The 16908-nt window shown below is 69.0% G+C and carries 13 protein-coding genes; 8 read left to right on the top strand and 5 right to left on the bottom strand.

From position 1 onward, the window contains the following. Positions 1–59: 59 nt before the first annotated feature. The 3 genes from PQI66_RS13900 to PQI66_RS13890 form a co-directional block, all read right to left on the bottom strand. Entirely contained in the window at positions 60–1100 is a 1041-nt protein-coding gene (locus PQI66_RS13900) for an aspartate-semialdehyde dehydrogenase (RefSeq protein ID WP_339999115.1), read from the bottom strand. A 27-nt stretch (positions 1101–1127) separates the two neighbouring features. After that, positions 1128–2402 (bottom strand): aspartate kinase, encoded by a 1275-nt coding sequence (locus PQI66_RS13895; protein WP_339999114.1) that lies wholly within the window; start codon positions 2400–2402, stop codon positions 1128–1130. Between the two features lie 155 nt (positions 2403–2557). Continuing rightward, positions 2558–4525, bottom strand: coding sequence for a siderophore-interacting protein (locus PQI66_RS13890; RefSeq protein WP_339999113.1), 1968 nt, complete (start codon positions 4523–4525; stop codon positions 2558–2560). Positions 4526–4702: 177 nt separating this feature from the next. Between PQI66_RS13890 and fepB the strand changes: the two genes are divergently transcribed. The 3 genes from fepB (at position 4703) to PQI66_RS13875 (ending at position 7534) form a co-directional block, all read left to right on the top strand. After that, complete coding sequence (gene fepB, locus PQI66_RS13885) at positions 4703–5791, top strand: Fe2+-enterobactin ABC transporter substrate-binding protein (RefSeq protein ID WP_339999112.1); 1089 nt, start codon at positions 4703–4705, stop codon at positions 5789–5791. Between the two features lie 74 nt (positions 5792–5865). Further along, on the top strand, positions 5866–6720 hold the full coding sequence (locus PQI66_RS13880) for a DMT family transporter (RefSeq protein WP_339999185.1): 855 nt from the start codon (positions 5866–5868) through the stop codon (positions 6718–6720). A gap of 28 nt (positions 6721–6748) precedes the next feature. Continuing rightward, positions 6749–7534: a trimeric intracellular cation channel family protein gene (locus tag PQI66_RS13875; RefSeq protein WP_339999111.1), complete on the top strand. Its 786-nt coding sequence runs from the start codon at positions 6749–6751 to the stop codon at positions 7532–7534. A gap of 26 nt (positions 7535–7560) precedes the next feature. On the opposite strand, the gene PQI66_RS13870 is transcribed toward PQI66_RS13875, so the two are convergent. Continuing rightward, on the bottom strand, positions 7561–8877 hold the full coding sequence (locus PQI66_RS13870) for a hypothetical protein (RefSeq protein WP_339999110.1): 1317 nt from the start codon (positions 8875–8877) through the stop codon (positions 7561–7563). Positions 8878–9134: 257 nt separating this feature from the next. Here PQI66_RS13870 and leuA point away from each other — a divergent pair, with 257 nt between their 5' ends. The 5 genes from leuA (at position 9135) to PQI66_RS13845 (ending at position 15942) form a co-directional block, all read left to right on the top strand. Further along, complete coding sequence (gene leuA, locus PQI66_RS13865; RefSeq protein WP_339999109.1) at positions 9135–10988, top strand: 2-isopropylmalate synthase; 1854 nt, start codon at positions 9135–9137, stop codon at positions 10986–10988. Between the two features lie 80 nt (positions 10989–11068). Next, on the top strand, positions 11069–11986 hold the full coding sequence (locus PQI66_RS13860) for a cation diffusion facilitator family transporter (protein WP_339999108.1): 918 nt from the start codon (positions 11069–11071) through the stop codon (positions 11984–11986). Between the two features lie 34 nt (positions 11987–12020). Continuing rightward, positions 12021–13835, top strand: coding sequence for a DNA polymerase III subunit epsilon (locus tag PQI66_RS13855; RefSeq protein WP_339999107.1), 1815 nt, complete (start codon positions 12021–12023; stop codon positions 13833–13835). Positions 13836–13843: 8 nt separating this feature from the next. Beyond that, entirely contained in the window at positions 13844–15115 is a 1272-nt protein-coding gene (locus PQI66_RS13850; protein ID WP_339999184.1) for a MurT ligase domain-containing protein, read from the top strand. After that, positions 15112–15942, top strand: coding sequence for a type 1 glutamine amidotransferase (locus tag PQI66_RS13845; RefSeq protein ID WP_339999106.1), 831 nt, complete (start codon positions 15112–15114; stop codon positions 15940–15942). The genes PQI66_RS13850 and PQI66_RS13845 overlap by 4 nt, the downstream gene beginning before the upstream one ends. Before the next feature lie 254 nt (positions 15943–16196). On the opposite strand, the gene PQI66_RS13840 is transcribed toward PQI66_RS13845, so the two are convergent. Further along, positions 16197–16814: a hypothetical protein gene (locus PQI66_RS13840; RefSeq protein WP_339999105.1), complete on the bottom strand. Its 618-nt coding sequence runs from the start codon at positions 16812–16814 to the stop codon at positions 16197–16199. Positions 16815–16908 lie beyond the last annotated feature (94 nt).

The raw sequence follows: 16908 nt of genomic DNA, 5'->3' as shown, positions 1-16908 counted from the left end.
CCGGGGACGGGCCTTGGGAGAAGGAGGGGAAGCTGCCGGGAAGACGCGGGATACCAGAGCTACAGCAGCAGCTCGGCGATCTGGATGGTGTTCAACGCCGCGCCCTTGCGCAGGTTGTCACCGGAGACCACCAGCACCAGGCCACGGTCCCCCTCGACGGACTGGTCCTGGCGGATACGTCCCACCAGCGAGGGGTCCACACCGGCGGCGGCCAACGGGGTCGGCACGTCGGTGAGCTGCACGCCCGGGGCGTCCGACAGGATCTCCTCGGCACGCTGCGGGGTGATCGCCGCATCGAACTCCGCGTGCACCGTCATCGTGTGGCCGGTGAACACGGGCACACGCACGCAGGTACCTGCCACGGGGAGCTCGGGGATGTGCAGGATCTTGCGCGACTCGTTGCGCAGCTTCTGTTCCTCGTCGGTCTCCCCCGAGCCGTCGTCGACGAGGTTGCCGGCCATCGGCAGCGCGTTGAAGGCGATCGGGGCGACGTAGGGGCCGAAGTCCTCGACCTGCAGGGCGGACCCGTCGGTGGCGAGGTTCTCCAGGACCTCGAGGTTCGCCCTGACCTGGTCGGCCAACGCCTTCACCCCAGCGAGGCCGGAACCGGAGACCGCCTGGTAGCTGGAGACGTGCAGGCGCTTCAGCCCGGCCTCGGCGTGCAGCGCGCCCAGCACGGGCATCGCGGCCATGGTGGTGCAGTTCGGGTTGGCGATGATGCCCTTGGGCACGTCCTTCGCGTCGTCCGGGTTGACCTCGGAGACGATCAGCGGGACCTCGGGGTCCTTGCGCCATGCCGAGGAGTTGTCGACGACGGTGGCCCCGGCCTCGACGAAGCGGGGCGCCTGGGCCTTGGAGGTGGATCCACCGGCGGAGAAGAGGGCGACGTCGATGCCGCGCAGGTCCTCGGTGGACGTGGCCTCGACGTCCTCGACGACGACCGTGCCGCCGTTGAACTCGATACCGGTGCCCGCGGAGCGCGCCGAGGCGAAGAACCGGACCGTGTCGATCTTCTCGAGCACGGACGGACGGTGCTCGAGGATGTCACGCATCACGCGGCCGACCTGGCCGGTGGCGCCGACGATGGCGAGAGTGGTCATGGCTTGGTGTCCTTTCGTCCTCAGCACTTACCGGCCGGTGCCGGCGTACACGGTGGCGGTCTCCTCGCCACCGAGCTGGAAACGCTCGTGCAGGGCGGCGACGGCGGCGTCCAGGTCGGTGTCCCGGATCAGTACGGAGATCCGGATCTCGGAGGTGGAGATCAGTTCGATGTTGATGCCGGCGTCCCGCAGAGCCTCGCAGAAGTCGGCGGTGACGCCCGGGTGCGACTTCATGCCCGCACCGACCAGGGAGACCTTGCCGACCTGGTCGTCGAAGAGCAGCTGGCCGAACTTCTGGTGGTCCTCGGTGCCCTGCAGGCCCTTGAGCAGCTCGACCGCACGCGGGGCATCCTCACGCGGGCAGGTGAAGGTGATGTCGGTGAGGTTGTCCGCCAGCGAGGAGACGTTCTGCAGCACCATGTCGATGTTGATCTCGGCGTCGGCCAGGGTACGGAAGACCCGCGCAGCCTCGCCCGGCTTGTCCGGGATGCCGAGGACGGTGACCTTTGCCTCGGAACGGTCGTGGGCGACACCGGTCAGGACTGCTTCTTCCACGGGGATATCCTCCAATGAGCCGGACACCAGCGTGCCGGTTTCGTTGCTGAATGATGAACGGACCCGGATCGGGACGTTGAACGCGCGGGCGTACTCCACACACCGCAGCATCAGGATCTTCGCACCGACGGCGGCCATCTCGAGCATCTCCTCGAAGGAGATCTTGTCCAGCCGCTTGGCGTTCGGCACGATGCGGGGGTCGGCAGTGTACACGCCGTCGACGTCGGAGTAGATCTCACACACGTCGGCGTGCAGCGCAGCGGCCAGCGCGACGGCGGTCGTGTCCGAGCCGCCACGGCCGAGCGTGGTGATGTCACGGGTCTCACGGTTGACACCCTGGAAACCCGCCACCAGGCAGATCTTGCCGGCGTCCAGCGCCTCGCGCACCCGGCCGGGGGTCACGTCGACGATACGCGCGTTGCCGTGGCGCTCCGTGGTGATCACACCGGCCTGGGACCCGGTGAAGGACTGGGCCTCGGCACCGAAGGAGTCGATGGCCATGGCGACCAGCGAGTTGGAGATCCGCTCACCGGCGGTGAGCAGCATGTCCATCTCACGACCCGGGGGGACCGGGTTGACCTGGTTGGCGAGGTCGAGCAGTTCGTCGGTGGTGTCGCCCATCGCGGAGCACACCACGACGACGTCGTGGCCCTGTTTCTTCGTTTCCACGATCCGCTGCGCGACGCGCCGGATACGTTCGGCGCTCTCCAACGACGATCCGCCGTACTTCTGGACGATCAGGGCCACAGTTCCCAGCTCCACCTTCCCGCACTGACGGGATAACTCGAGATTATTGCTCAGACCCTAGACAGAGTACCTGAGTACCGGGGCCGCCCGGAACCCGGCTGTGGTGGCCGTCACGCGCCCCCGGACCACTGTCGCCGGGTCGGTCACCGGGTCTGTCATCCCCGCGTGACGACGACGGCGTGACTGCCCCACCCGACCGGCATGTCGGCCACCCCGACCAGGCCGGCGTCGGCCACCGCACGGGACATGTCACGGGCCGTCGGCAGGCTGCGTCCGTTGACCAGCATCCGCGTGAGGTCCTCCTCGTAGTCGTGGTCCTCCTCCCCGCTCTCGGCGAGCAGACGGGTGACGACCACGACGGTCCTCGCCGTCGCCGCCGCCTCGGCGAGCAGGGCTGGGACGTCCTGTGGCGTGCGCAGTCCGAAGGGGTCCAGCAGGATGACGGCATCGGCGACGGTACCGGAGGTCGCTCCGGCGACGGCGCCGTCCCAGTCGCGCGCCTCCACGCGGGGACGTCGTGCGTTGCCGACCTCCCGGAGCAGGCGCTCCCGGGGACACCCGTCCGCGAGCGTCAGGACGCTGACCGTCAGGTCGTCGTCGGCGCGCAGGAGTTCATCGGCGTAGACGGCGGCCGCGACGCCCTCGGCGGCTCCGGCGACAGCGATGCTCGACGGGGCACCGCCCGGCAGTGCCCCCAACTGGCGTGCCAGCGCCGGGGCGACCCACTGGGCGCGGGTGGCCTCGGAGTCCGCCGCGGCGTCGGCGAGCGCCGGGTTCTGCTCCTTCACCGACACCCAGTCGCCGTGGGGACCGACGTCCACCGGTCGTCCGGTGCGCAGCCCATGGTCCAGATGCAGCCAGGTCAGGGACTGCAGGGCATCCGGCCCCGTCAACCGGGAGACCACGCCGTCCGGGTCCGCCAGTTCCGTGCCGAGGGTGGTCAGCCGGACGGTCGCTGCACCATCGGCACCGTCGGCACCGATCGACAGCAGGTCGACGGACTCGAGGTAGCGCAGGAAACGGATGAGCAGCGGCTCGTCCACCCCCACCGCGGCGGCGACGGCGCTGACCGGGGCGGGACCACCGGCGGAGTCCATGGCAGCGTCGACGGTCTCGAACAGCCGCAGTCGCGCCGCGGCCTGCAGAGCGAGTCCCGGCGCGATCTCGGTGAGTTCGTGGAGCTGCATCAGCACGGAGATGCTCGACGTTCCGGCACCGTCGCCTGTCGCCGTGGCACCGGTGGCACCGGCGTCCCCGCCGCCGTCTGCCCCGTCTCCCGGCACAGCCGCCGGCGCGTCATTCTTCCGCCAGTACCCGGTGATCTGCACGTGCTCGCGTGGTACGCCGAGGTCCTTGACGAAACGGCGCACGGTCTTCAACCGCCCGGCCTCGCCACCGGCCCAGACGAACGGCGTCCCGGCGGGCAGCGTGTCGCGCTGGTCGCCCAGGGCGGACACGACCTCGGTGAAGTCCCCACCCTCGGCGCGCACGACCCACCGCAGGTCAAGCGACCCCGCGCACGCGACCTCGGCGAGGTCCGGCTGAATGTCGGCGCGGTCGGCGACCTCGACCACGGCCACCACCCGGTGCCCTGCCGGCGTTTCCTCCAGGCACCGTCCGATGGCGGGCAGCGCGGTCTCGTCGCCGATGAGCAGCAGCCAGTCGGTGTGCACCGGCAGCGAGGCGCAGTTCTTCGGGCCGGCGGCGTAGACACGGTCCCCCACCGCAGCCGTGGACGACCACCCCTCCGCCAGTCCGGCGCCGTGACGGGCGAAGTCGACGACGAGTTCACCGAACTCGCCGGCGTCCGGTTCCCAGGACCGCACCGTGTACGTCCGGAACAGTTCGTTGACCTCGGCGGTCCAGTCCAGACGCCCGTCACCCAGGGAGGCAGGGTACGGACGCTCCCCGGTGGCGGGGTGCGGGAAGATCATGCGCATGTCGTCGTCGAAGCCGTCCGAGACGATCGCCGGGACGTCCTCCCCGTCGCGGACGTGGGCGTGCAGCCCCTCGCCGCCGAAGACGACGCGGCGCATGCCGGGGGTGACGTCCTCGATCCTGAGCACCTCCAGTTCACGCATGGTGATCGGGTAGATGTCGGTGTCTCGGCTGATACGTGGCACGTCGGGGAGGTCCTCACTGTTGATGGTGGTGTCGGCGGACGATGAGCAACGGTACCGAGGTTAGCATCACCTGAAATACCCCCTACCCGAAGTCCGGTGGGGTGGATAACATGTTCCCCGCACAACCTGCTTGACGGTCGTCGACCGTCATCCTGTTCACATCAAGGGAGAGAACCCATGACCCACCTGCCCACCCTGCGTCGACGGATCGTCGGCACCCTCGTCGCCTCCGGCGTCGCCGCCAGCCTCGTCGCCTGCTCCAGCGACGACGACAGCTCGTCCTCGGACGCCACCGGTTCCGCCTCCGAATCGGCGTCTGAATCCTCTGAGTCATCCTCTGAGTCGCAGGGCGAGTGGCCGCGCACCGTCGACTCGATCGCCGTGGACAACGGCCAGCCCACCGACAGGACCGACGAGGTCGAGATCCCGGCCAAGCCCGAGAAGATCGTCTCCACCTCGGTGACGCTGACCGGCAGCCTGCTCTCCATCGACGCCCCGGTCATCGCCTCCGGTGCCGCGAGCCCGGGACCGACCTCCGACGACAAGGGTTTCTTCTCCCAGTGGGCCGATGTCGCCGATGAGCGTGGTGTCAAGGAGATCGGGCAGCTGGAGCCGGACTTCGAGAAGATCGCCGCCGAGGACCCCGACCTCATCATCGTCTCCGCCTTCGGCGCCGACGCCGCCCCGGACCTGGCCGAGCGTCTGCAGGACCTCGCCCCCACCGTCGTCCTGGACTACTCCGACAAGGACTGGACCGAGGTCACCACCCAGCTCGGTGAGATCACCGGCCACGAGGAGGAGGCCGACGCCGCCGTCCAGGAGTTCACGGACCGCGCCGCCGAGGTCGCCGACAACATCGAGGAGCCCGAGCAGCCCGTCCAGTTCATCCTGCCCGCGCAGGACGGCGGCGTGAACTTCATGACCGGCGAGTCCGCCCAGGGCCGCATCCTCGAGGAACTCGGCTGGGACCTCGACGTCCCCGGCGACGACCTGGTCCGCAAGGACGGCAACTTCGCCGGACGCACCGACGTGGTGCAGGTCACCGACGAGAACCTGGACAAGGCTCTGACCGGCAAGACCGTCTTCGCCACCAACGCCGACGAGAGCAAGCCGATCAAGGAGGTCCTGGAGGAGAAGCCCACCGCACGCAACGCCTATGCCGTGGAGAACGACCGCATCTTCGAGTTCGGCGGCGAGACCTTCCGCATCGACTTCTACTCCGCGATGTACATGCTCGACAAGATCGAGGAGTACTTCCAGAAGTAGGGCCGGAAGTTAGGCCGGAAGTTAAGGCCGCTGGCACGTCGCTGTGAATCAGCGACTAGTCTGAGGTGCTGATGATGCACAGCAACCTGCTCGCTGTCGTCTTCGCCCTCCTGTCAGCCCTCACCGTCGCCTGGGGAACCATTCTCCGGCACCAGGTCGCCGAACAGACATCAGGCGATCGCGACAACGCCCACGGGACCCCGGTCCTCGCCGCCGTCGCCCGCCCGAAGTGGTGGGCCGGCGTGTTCTGCGCGCTGTCGGCCTACGGGCTGCAGATCGTCGCACTGGGCTTCGGGACGCTGCTGGTCGTCCAACCGATCCTCGTCCTGTCCCTGATGTTCACCCTGCCGCTGGCCGCCCGTTTCGACGGTCGTCGCGTCTCACGTCCCGAGATGGCGTGGGCGGCGCTGCTCACCGTCGCCGTCGGCGTGGTCGTGGTGTGGGGGCGCCCCCTGCCCGGCATCGACTTCCCCCCGCTGAGCCGGTGGATGGTCACCCTGGGGGTCGGGGTGGTCATCCTCATCGGTCTGATGTGGCTGGCCACCCGGCTCCGTCTGCGCACCCGCGCGCTGATCCTGGGTGCGGTGACCGGCGCGATCATGGGCTACCTCGCCGTGCTCTCGAAGTCGGTCGTCAACATCTTCAACCAGGAGGGGATCCCCGCCCTGCTGACCAGCTGGGAGGCCTACGGCCTGGTGGCCTGCGCCGTCATCGGCACGCTGGTCCAACAGGCCAGCTTCAATGCTGGTGCACTGAAGAACTCACTGCCCGCCATGACCATCACGGAGCCGATCGTGGCCTTCATCCTCGGCTACCTGGTCCTCGGTGAACGGTTCCAGGTCGAGGGCGCACAGTGGCTTATCATGGCGGGCGCCCTGGTCGTGATGGTCGTGTCCACCGTGGTGCTGTCGCGACGCGGCGTGGAGTAGTTTCCCCGGGGAGGATATTCTCGTCGGCATGGACTTTGTCGACCCGTCGATCAGGACGGTCTACGAGACGCTCGACCTGATCGGGGTGGTGCTCTACGGGATGATCGGGGCAATCATCGCCCGCGCCCGCAACCTGGATTTCATCGGGATCATCTTCCTGTCCATCATCACCGCGCTGGGCGGGGGCATGATCCGCGACGTCCTCATCGACAACGGGCCCCCGGCGGCGATGCAGGACATGCGCTACTTCGGCCTCGCACTGGCCGGGGCCGTGGTCTCGACGATGATCCACATGAACTCCCGCGGCTGGGAGATCTTCCGCGTCCACGGCGACGCCGTCGTCCTCGGTGTGTGGGCCGCGACCGGCTCCACCAAAGCACTGGCCAATGGCCTGCCGTGGTCGTCCGCCCTGTTCCTCGGGGTACTGACCGTGGTCGGCGGCGGCATGATCCGCGACGTGATGACCGGGTCGGTGCCCGCGATCTTCGGCGGGGCGACACTGTACGCCACCCCGGCGATACTCACCGCCGCGGTCATGGTCGGAATCTACGCGCTGGACCAGTCCGGGGTCGCAGGCGATTTCCCGGTGTTCCTCGTCGGGCTGATCGTCTCACCGTTCCTCGGTGCCGGCCTGATGATCACCGCCTACTGGCGGGGGTGGGTCCTGCCCGGCATGCAGGACCTGTCGTGGGCGACGCAGAAGAAGCTGCGTCAACCGATGACGCTGGCCCGCGACATGAGCCGCCGGCGGTGGCGGCTGCGGCGTCGCAAGGAACAGGCGGAGGAACGGGCGCAGGACGACCCCGCCCACTGACCTGCGCGACGGTGACGGAAGGTCGCTCAGATCGCGTACTCGAAATCGATGAGCATCTCCCCTGACACCCAGAACCCCAGTGCGCACCACAGCACCGCGCCGGCCCCCAACGCCACGCCCGCGGTGGCGACCGCCTGTGGCCGTGTCGCGGTCCTCCAGACCCGTACCAGCCCGACGACCAGGGGAAGTGTCAGCAGGAGCACCGGCACCAGCAGGAGCCGCGGACGGGAGTGCATGATCCCGTCCGACCCCAGGACGATGCCTGCCAGGACGACCGCAGGCAGCCACACCTGCCAGGGGATGCGCCCGGTGCACACCATCCACAGCGACACGACGCACAACAGGGACACGAGGATGATCGACCAGCTCGAGACCGTGTAGCCGGTCAGGTCGCCGGGCAGGTTGCCGGCGACCCACCGCAGGCTCGCCGCACCCATGTCCACCCCGGAATGCCACCCACGCTCCTGCGCGGAGAAGTACCCGCCGATCTCCGCGACCTTCCCGTCCGCCCAGGCCAGGTACGTGGCGATGCCGAGGGATCCCACGACCGGGGCGACGCACGCCGCGGCAGGGAACACCGCCGACTCCCGGTGGCGCCACCACCGCCACAGTTCCACGGCCGCCGTGACACACAGGGTGAGGATCAGGGCTGCGGCGGTCAGTCTGGTCGCACCAGCCAGCATGGTCAGCACGCCGGCGAGGACGTACCGGCGCCGCAGCAAGAAATACAGCGCCCACACCGTCAGGGCGGTGAACAGACTCTCGGAGTACGGCATCCAGTAGACGATCCCCATCGGGGCGCCCACCGCCAGCACCGTCGCCGCGGCGGACAGCACGACCACCGTCCTACGGTCCACGTCACCACCGGCCCGGCGCGGCGGACACCGGTGCCAGACGAGCACCGCCAGCATCGACACACCCCACGCCAGGACGACGGTGCAGACCGCCGACACCAGCAACGCCGCGAGATACGTCGCGTCAGCCACGTCCAGCACCGCCATCGGTGCGGCCACGATGCGTACCAGCACGGGATACCCGGGGAAGAACGCCACCGACTCCCATTCGACCGGGTCGGCGTTGTCGGGCGACATCACGAAACCGGTGTAGCCGTGCTCCGAGATCATCGTCATCCAGTACGCGTCCCACTGCATGAGGGTCTCGCGCAGACCGTGGCCGGCGCGGCCGCCCCACACCGCCATCACGATGAACTGCACGGCCCCGGTCAGTACCGTCACCACCCCGGCGACGACGCCCGTGACTCCGGCGGTGGGCGCCGTCGCCGACGCAGCGCGCGGCCCACCCCGGCGGGCAGCGTCCGGACCTGCGAACACTGAACTCTTCACGGTCGACCACACTACCGTCCCGGAACCGGCCCCGTCCCGCCCCCGGCGCCCAGTAACTCCCGTCACACTGACGCCTTGCACACCGCGCCCGTCACCGTGTTATGGTGGTCGCCATGAGTAACTCGCGCGCGCAGCTCCTCCTTCTCTGCCGCGGCGGGGTCAGGTTCTGAAAAACCGACCGGCTCCCCGTCGCGGAGTTGAGTCGTGCCGGTCGGTGATGACCATTTCTTCCTTCCACCGATCCAAGGAGCACCACCATGACCCCCACCGATTCCTTCATCTCGGCCCCCGCCCGCATCTCCACCCCCGCCGGTGAGATCCCCGCAGGCCAGAAGCCCTGGAACAAGCAGCGTCCCTCCCAGATGCCGGTACACCGCTACCAGCCGCACTTCACCGAGGTCGAGCACTTCCAGCTGCCGGACCGCACCTGGCCGGACAAGGTCATCGACACCGCACCGCAGTGGTGTGCGGTCGACCTGCGCGACGGCAACCAGGCGCTGATCGACCCGATGAGTCCGGAGCGCAAGCGCCGGATGTTCGACCTGCTGGTCCGCATGGGCTACAAGGAGATCGAGGTCGGTTTCCCGTCCGCCTCCCAGACCGACTTCGACTTCGTCCGCGAGATCATCGAGAACGACATGATCCCCGAGGACGTCACCATCCAGGTCCTGGTCCAGGCCCGCGAGCACCTGATCCGCCGTACCTTCGAGGCCTGCGAGGGCGCGAAGAACGTGATCGTGCACTTCTACAACTCCACCTCGATCCTGCAGCGTCGTGTGGTCTTCCGTAAGGACAAGGACGCCATCAAGAAGCTGGCGACCGACGCTGCGGAGCTGATCAAGGAGGTCGCCAAGGACTACCCCGACACCACCTGGCGCTGGCAGTACTCCCCGGAGTCCTACACCGGTACCGAGGTCGAGTACGCGCGTGAGGTCTGCGACGCGGTCATCGAGATCATGGAGCCGACGCCGGAGAACCCGATCATCATCAACCTGCCGTCCACGGTGGAGATGATCACCCCGAACGTCTACGCCGACGGCATCGAGTGGATGAGCCGCAACATCTCGCACCGTGACTCGGTGATTCTGTCCTTGCACCCGCACAACGACCGCGGCACCGGCGTCGCCACCGCGGAGCTGGGGTACATGGCCGGCGCGGACCGCATCGAGGGCTGCCTGTTCGGCAACGGTGAGCGCACCGGCAACGTCGACCTGGTCACGCTGGGTCTGAACATGTTCACCCAGGGCGTCGACCCGCAGATCGACTTCTCCGACATCGACGAGATCCGACGCACGGTGGAGTACTGCAACCAGCTGGTCGTTCCCGAGCGTCAGCCCTACGGCGGCGACCTGGTCTTCACCGCGTTCTCCGGCTCCCACCAGGACGCCATCAACAAGGGCATCGACGCCCTGGCCGACATCGTCGCCCCCGGCCACCACGCCAACGAGATCTCGGAGGAGGAGTTCCGCAAGATCCAGTGGGAGGTGCCCTACCTGCCGATCGACCCGAAGGACATCGGCCGCAGCTACGAGGCCGTCATCCGGGTGAACTCGCAGTCCGGCAAGGGCGGCGTGGCCTACATCATGAAGACCGACCACGGTATCGACATGCCCCGCCCGATGCAGGTCGAGTTCTCCGGCGTCGTCCAGGCCGTCACCGAGGCCGAGGGCGGCGAGGTCAACTCCAAGGCGATGTGGGACATCTTCACCGGCGAGTACCTGGAGCGTACCGCCCCGCTGGAGCAGATCTCCGTGACCGTCGACGGGCCGCAGACCGAAGGCTCCGAGACCAAGGTCACCGCCGAGGTCGAGTGGGAGGGGTCGGCGCGGACCGTCCAGGGCCGCGGCAACGGCCCGATCGCCGCGTACTGCAACGCCCTGGAGTCCCTGGGGGTCGACGTGGAGGTCCAGGAGTACTCCCAGCACGCCCGTACCGCCGGTGACGACGCCGAGGCCGCCGCCTACGTCCTGGCCGAGATCGACGGTCAGCAGGTCTGGGGTGTCGGCATCGCCGGCTCCATCACCTACGCCTCCCTGAAGGCGATCACCTCGGGTGTGAACCGTGCCCACGCCAAGGAGCCGGTCGCCCAGAGTGTCCCCGGCGGGATCTGAGCCCCTGTACCCGACGGGCCGGCGGTCGGCCTGACTGGCCTGCCCGCTCTTCTCACCGCGTCTTCGTACCGAGGTATCCCGTGCGTACCGAACAACAGGCCCTGCGGGTCTCGCTGGTCTCCGTCCTGATCCTGTCCTGCCTCGGCATCGGTTTCGGCCTGGTGTCCGGCTCCTCGGCGATCATGTTCGACGGCGTCTTCTCCCTGGTCGACGCCGTGATGTCGGTCGTGTCGATCGTCCTCGCCGGGCTGATCGCCGACTCGACCGCCCGCGGGCTCTCCCGCCGCTTCAGCATGGGGTTCTGGCACTTCGAGCCACTGGTGCTGTGTCTGAACGCGGTGGTGATGATGTCCGTCGCCGGGTACGCCCTCCTCCAGGCGGTCACCGCCGTGCTGGACGGTGGACGCGAGGTGGAGTTCGGGCCTGCGGTGGTCTACACGGTCGTCGTCCTGCTGCTGGCCGGTGTCACCGCCGTCGCCGAGCACCGCGCCAACCGGACGATCGGGTCCGCACTCGTCGCCATGGACGTCAAGGGCTGGGTGATGAGCGCCGGGGTGACCGGGGCGCTGCTCATCGCGTTCGTCATCGGCATGGTCATCGACGGGACGTCCTACGCGCACCTCATGCCCTACGTCGACCCGGTCGTGCTGATCATCGTCGCGACGGTACTGATCCCCGTCCCCCTGCGTACCCTGGTGCGCGCCCTGTCCGAGATCGCCCTGGTCACCCCGCCGGACCTGCATGCCGAAGGTCGCGCGGTCGCTGACCGCGTCGTCGCCGAGGAAGGGTTCCTCGGTGCGGACGTCTACGCCGCGCAGGTCGGACGCTCCCGCCAGGTGGAGATCGCCTTCCGCGTCTCCCCCGACACCCCGCCACGTCCGCTGACCGAGTGGCACGGGATCCGCCAGGCCGTCTCGGCGGAACTCGGCGGCGACAACCCCGACAACTGGATCGCGGTGTGGTTCACCACCGACAGCCCCGAAGTTCGGGAGCCTTAGCACCGGTGGCACAGCGGAACGTATGATGTCCTCCATGACTTCCCCCGGTTCCGGCCCCGACGCCGCCGACGGCGCCCCGCGAAGCGGGCAGGGCCGTTCCCGACGACGGCGTCGTCAGGTTCACCGACGCTCCGCACCCCCGTCCGCCCAGACCGTCGAGCAGGCCGGGCAGGACGCCGCCCCTGCTGCGGCAGCCGCGGATGACACTCCCCCTGCCACGCAGAATCCTCCGAGGCCCGGTTTCCGCAACCTGCCGAAGACCTTCCACGGCTCCCTGCCGAGCGTGGAGGACGCGCCCTTCGTCGAACTCACCGTCGCCACGTCGGGCATCCACCCCAGCACCTCCCGGATGGTCGCCTTCGCCGCGACCTTCCACACCGCCGACGGTGAGCTGGTCCGGTTCAGCGGGAACCGTCCCGCCTCGGCCCAGGCGGGCTCCGCCACCGCAGGCTCCCCCGGGGAGACACCTGCCGAGGACGCGACGTCGGTCACCGGCATCGTCCAGCAGATCAACCCCGGCGAGGACCCCGGCCCCTGGCACCTGCACGGGTACACCGAGGCCGACCTCGGCCAGGCCCCGGGATTCGCCACCGTGGCACCGCTCCTGTTCGAGCTGATCGACGGGCGCACGCTCATCTGCCACAACACCACACTGACGTGGGGGTTCATCCAGTTCGAGTACCGTCGCGCCCAGCGCGCCGCCAACCGTGGCAACCAGCGGAACAACCCGCGGGGCCGACGCCGCAACCAGCGGCGTCCGAAGAAGATCGCCGTCCCGACGCCGACGCGCATCATCGACACCCTCGCATCGGCCCGCCGTGCCGGGGTCCCGGTGGAGAACCCGCGGCTGCGCAGCATCGCCGGATACTACGGCCGGGACCACGGACTCGTCCTGCCCGACGACACACTGCCGCAGCTGGGGCCGATCGCGAGCCTCGAACGCGCCGACGTCGTCGCCGACGACCTCCTGCTCGCCGACACCCGGATCCTCTTCCCCCTCGTCGACATCCAGCGGACGCTCGCCGCGGGCACACCGGACAACACGCCCGGCGGCCTCGCTGTCGCGGATCCGGCTGACCTCACCGCCGACCGTTTCGGCCTGCAACGCAGCACCGTGCGGGTGGACGCGACAACGTCTCCGCGCCCCTTCGGCAACCCCGGGACGCCCGACGGTGCGCACCTCGTGCAGGGCATGGAGGTTGTCGTCAGCCCGGACGTCGGCGTGGACCCGGATGTCCTGATCAGCGCCGCGACCCGCGCCGGCCTGGTGTACAGCGAGAAGCTCAACCGGACCTCCAGCCTGGTCGTCTGCAACCGCAGCCACGAGCTGCGGGGCAAGGCGATGCACGGCGAGCGCAAGAACATCCCCCTGTTCACCGACGACGAGTTCCTCGCCGCCCTGGACGACGTCGCCGCCGGGTCCACCGAGATCGCGGTGCCGGACGCCCGCCCCGCCACTCCGCGGATTCCTGCCCCGCAGCGCGGGAAAGGACGGAACCAGGGTCGGAACCAGAACCGTAACCGGAGCAGGACCCAGTCCCGTGGCGGACGCGGGCGCGGCGGTCAGGGTGGTCAAGGCGGCCAGGGTGGCCAGGGTGGCCAGGGTGGCAAGAGCGCCGGCCAGCGTGGTCAGGCGTCCGATTCCTCCGGCACCGACACGTCCTCGTCCGGTCCGTCGGGCACACCGGCACCGTCCGGGAAAACCGCCGGTGACGGGTCTGGGCGGTCCTCCTCCACCCGGCGGCGCCGACGGCGGGGCTCCGGCCGGTCCGGCGGCGGCAACCAGAACCGCCAGAAGCAGAACCAGAACCAGAAACCGAACCAGAAACCGAACCAGAAACAAGGGTGATCGAAGCAATGGGTGTGTTGACCTCACTCGCTGTGCGTGCCGCAGACATCGCGACCTGGGCATCGAAGAAGACCGGCCGCGGTTCCGGAGGCATGATCGGCGGGCTCATCGCCAACGTCATTGACCCCAAACTCATGGAGCAGCTCGGCGACGGACGCCCCTGCACCATCGTCACCGGCACCAACGGGAAGTCCACGACGACCCGGATGCTCGCCGAGGCGGTCCGCACCCTGGGCACCGTCGCCACCAACGACGGCGGCGACAACATGGACGCCGGTGTCATCTCCGCCCTGTTGGCGGGGCGTGGCCGCGACCGCATCGTCCTGGAGGTCGACGAACTCCACGTCCCCGCGATCGCCGGGAAGCTCGACTGCGACGTTCTGGTCCTGCTGAACCTGTCCCGTGACCAGCTCGACCGCGTCGGCGAGATCAACAAGATCGAACGCGTCCTGCGCGAGTGCGTGGAGAAGCGCCCGGACATGACCGTCGTCGCCAACTGTGACGACGTCCAGGTCACCTCCGTGGCGTGGGACTGCCCGAACGTGGTGTGGGTCTCTGCCGGCGTCGGTTTCACCGGCGACTCCACCTCCTGTCCCCGCACCGGTGGCGCGGTGGTGCGCACGGAGAAGGCGGACGGCTCACCGGACTGGTTCGCAGTGAAGACGCTGCCGGACGGTCGCGAGTTCCGCCGCCCGACCCCCACCTGGACCATCAGCCCCGAGGGGCTGACCACGCCGTCCGGGGAACTCATGCCGATGTCGTTGAAGCTGCCGGGCAACGCCAACCGTGGCAACGCCGCCCAGGCAATCGCCGCCGCCGTCGCCCTCGGTGTCGACGAGACGTCCGCGCTGGCCGCCGCCGAACGTGTCGACGACGTCGCCGGACGCTACTCCACCGTCAACCTGGACGGTCGCGAGATCCACCTGCTGCTCGCCAAGAACCCGGCGGGCTGGCAGGAAGCTCTGTCCATGGTCGACCGGTCGGCCGACAGCCTCGTCATCGCCGTCAACGGGCAGGTCGCCGACGGTCAGGACCTGTCCTGGCTGTGGGACGTGAAGTTCGAGAACTTCGAGGACCTCAAGGTCGTCGCCGCCGGTGAACGCTCGGCCGACCTGGCGGTCCGGCTCGGCTACGCCGGGGTCGAGCACCAGACGGTGGCCGACACCGCCGACCCCCTCGCCGCCGTCCGCGCCTGCCCACCCGGTCGTGTGGAGGTGCTGGCCAACTACACCGCCTTCCGTGACCTGCGCAAGGACCTGCAGAAGGAGATCTCCCAGTGAACGCCGCCCGTGAAGCGACCCTGAACATCGGCCTCGTCCTGCCCGACGTGCTCGGCACCTACGGCGATGACGGCAACGCCCTGGTCCTGCGCCAACGCGCCCGGATGCGCGGCATCACCGCGGAGCTCCACCCCATCACCCTCGGTGACGGGGTGCCGGAGACCCTCGACATCTACACCGTCGGTGGTGGCGAGGACGTGGCCCAGATCCTCGCCGCCGAGCACCTGATCGCCGACGGCGCGATGGCACGCGCGGTGCAGGCAGGACGCCCCGTCCTCGCCATCTGCGCCGGTCTGCAGGTCTTCGGTACGTCCTTCCGCGCCTCCGACCGGATGGTCGACGGCCTCGGGCTCATCGACGCGACGACGTCCTCACTGCAGAACCGCATGATCGGTGAGCTGCGCTCCGACCCGAACCTGAAGGGGTTCGGGGTGACCGCCGGTTCCCTGGGCACCGCCGGGGTGCTGACCGAGCCGCTGACCGGCTTCGCCAACCACCAGGGGGCCACCCTGCTGGGCGCCGACGCCACTCCCCTGGGTTACGTCACCGAAGGTGTCGGCAACACCGACGCCCACGGTGCCCTCTCTGCAGGGCTGGGACATGACCGGGCAGGGAAGGAAGTGTACTTCGAAGGTGCCGTGCAGGGGTCCGTGGTGGCGACCTACATGCACGGCCCGGTGCTCGCCCGGAACCCGCAGCTCGCTGACCTGCTGCTTGCCGCTGCCATGGGCACCACCGTCGATGAGCTCCCCGAGCTGACCGGTGCCTTCGCCACCCAGCTCGACGGCGAGGTGGCCCGGCTGCGTGCGGAGCGGCTCAGGGCCTGACCCGGCGGAACCTGCCCGTCTGCTCCCCGAGATGGTCGCGCACCGACCAGCGTGCCGTGGGAGTGTCCGGGGTGTTGAGTTTCCACGGCGCTCTTCCGCGGCGGAACCGGTGTCTGAGGCCTCGCCTGTCATTCGTGGTCATACTCCGGAGTCTGCCTGCTGTCCTTGGCGTCGTCGTCCCTGACCCATGGGACGGCGGTAGCAGTCTCCTGCCAGTCGTCTGAGCCACCGCAGGGGTCAGCAGACAGGGGCTCTCAACACGGTGACCGGTACGACGCCTCGTTGTCCAGCACCCGCGAGTTCCCCCGACCCGAGGCCTCGGCGGAACACAGGCCGTCCACGTCATCGCCGTAGTCGACGACGACAGCGTAGACCCCGGCTCCGTCGACCTCCGGCCGCAGCGACGCACACGTCCCCGGCGCAAGGACGACAGCACCCGGGTTCGCCGCCAGTGCGGTGTCCACCTCCCGGTCGAAGGACGGGCTGTTGCTCATGACGGAGGTGACGACGAGAACATTGCGGCCGTCGCAGCGCAGGCCTCCGCCGGAATGCCCGCGGGAGGTACCTGATGAAGGCTCCTGCCCGAGCTCCGGTTCCGGTTCTGCAGTGACGGTCACGGTGTCGACAACCCTGGACTCCGGCGTCGACGAGGGGGATGTCGACGTTGCCGCGGAGGTCGGCACGGCGGTGAACGCCTGAGGGGCGGACCTGTCGCCGTCCTCGTCTGCGTCCCACAGGAAATACCACCCACCGACGGCGACGAGGACCACAGCGGCGACGACAGCGACGACGACCCCCACGATGAGCCCGGTCCGCCGTCGGGGCTGCGGCAGGGCAGGAGTCTCGGGGATCCGACCCCACGAGTTGGTCATGGCACTGTCTCCTCTTGTCGCCCGTTCTCGCCTGAATCGTCCCATACTTTCGGGGCTCCGTCGGAAGAACAGCCCCCTGGCCGCCTCACGGATG

Origin of the sequence: Corynebacterium sp. USCH3 (genome assembly GCF_037619475.1) — a bacterium.
Taxonomy (GTDB): domain Bacteria; phylum Actinomycetota; class Actinomycetes; order Mycobacteriales; family Mycobacteriaceae; genus Corynebacterium.
The sequence above is the reverse complement of the archived record's forward strand: the minus strand, read 5'-3'. Positions and strand labels throughout refer to the sequence as shown.